This is a genomic window from Nocardiopsis sp. TNDT3 (genome assembly GCF_003427465.1).
GTDB classification, from domain to species: Bacteria; Actinomycetota; Actinomycetes; order Streptosporangiales; family Streptosporangiaceae; genus Nocardiopsis; species Nocardiopsis dassonvillei.
Map to the genome: position 1 here is coordinate 1 of NZ_QPFC01000732.1, position 1351 is coordinate 1351.

Consider the following 1351-nt stretch of genomic DNA (forward strand, 5'->3'; position numbering starts at 1 on the left):
GGTGCGCGGCAGCGTCTCGTTGCGCAGCGCCAGCACCGTCTTGATGACGCCGGAGACCCCGGCGGCGGCGACGGTGTGGCCGATGTTGGACTTGAGTGAGCCCAGGTGGAGCGGGGCCTCGGGTGTGTGCGCCCTGCCGTAGGTGGCGATGAGGGCCTCGGCCTCGATGGGGTCGCCCAGGGCGGTGCCGGTGCCGTGCGCCTCCACCGCGTCGACCTGGTCGGCGGTGACCCCGGCGGCCTCCAGCGCCCGTGTGATGACCCTGCGCTGGGCCGATCCGTTGGGCGCGGTGAGCCCGCTGCTGGCACCGTCCTGGTTGACGGCCACGCCGCGCACCAGGGCCAGGACGGGGCGGCCGTGGCGGCGGGCGTCGGAGAGGCGTTCCACCACGAGCACTCCGCAGCCCTCGCTCCAGCCGGTGCCGTCGGCCGCGGCGTCGAAGGCCTTGCTGCGGCCGTCGGGCGAGAGCGCGCGCTGGCCGCTGAGCCCGGCGAACACGGCCGGGTCGGTGACCACGCTGACCCCGCCGACCAGGGCGCGCTCGCACTCGCCGCGGCGCAGGGACTCCACGGCGGCGTGCAGCGCGGTCAGGGAGGAGGAGCAGGCGGTGTCGAAGCTGACCGCCGGGCCCTCCAGCCCCAGGGTGTAGGAGACGCGGCCCGCGGCGACGCTGGGGGCGGTGCCCGTGATCAGGTGGCCCTCGCTGCCGTCCGTGGCGTCCACCGCGCGCGGCCCGTAGGGGACGGCGACCACCCCGGCGAACACGCCGGTGCGGGTGCCGCGCAGCGTGGTGGGGTCGGTTCCGGCGCGCTCGACGGCCTCCCAGGCGCACTCCAGCAGCAGGCGCTGCTGGGGCTCCATGGCCTGGGCCTCCTTGGGGGAGATCCCGAAGAAGGCGGCGTCGAACCCGGCCGGGTCGTCGAGGAAGGAGGCGGCACGCACGTAGCTGCGGCCGGGCCGGTCGGGGTCGTCGTCGAACAGCCCCGCCAGATCCCACCCCCGGTCGTCGGGGAAGGCCGAGACGGTGTCCCGCTCGGCGATCAGCAGGTCCCACAGCTGTTCGGGGGTCTGGACGCCGCCGGGGTAGCGGCAGGCCATCCCGGTGATCGCCACCGGCTCGGTCGCGGCCTCCACCAGGCGCCGGTTCTGCTCGCGCAGGCGTTCGTTCTCCTTGACGGAGGCGCGCAGCGCCTGGACCACACGCTCGTCGGGGCGGCCGTCGGCTGGCTTGTGCATCGCGTGTCCTTCGCTTCCTCAGTCTCGGCCGTACACCATGCGCATGAGGTCGTCGACGTCCATGGAGTCCACGTCCGTGTTGGCGCCCTCCTCCTCGGCTGCGCCGTCCTCCCCC

At 74.9% G+C, this 1351-nt stretch carries 1 protein-coding gene; it reads right to left on the minus strand.

Annotated elements, in window-relative coordinates; genetic code table 11:
- Positions 1 to 1236: beta-ketoacyl synthase N-terminal-like domain-containing protein (locus tag DQW06_RS18105; protein WP_232833066.1), on the minus strand; the 1236-nt coding region annotated here is incomplete at its 3' end.
- Between the last annotated feature and the right edge of the window lie 115 nt (positions 1237 to 1351).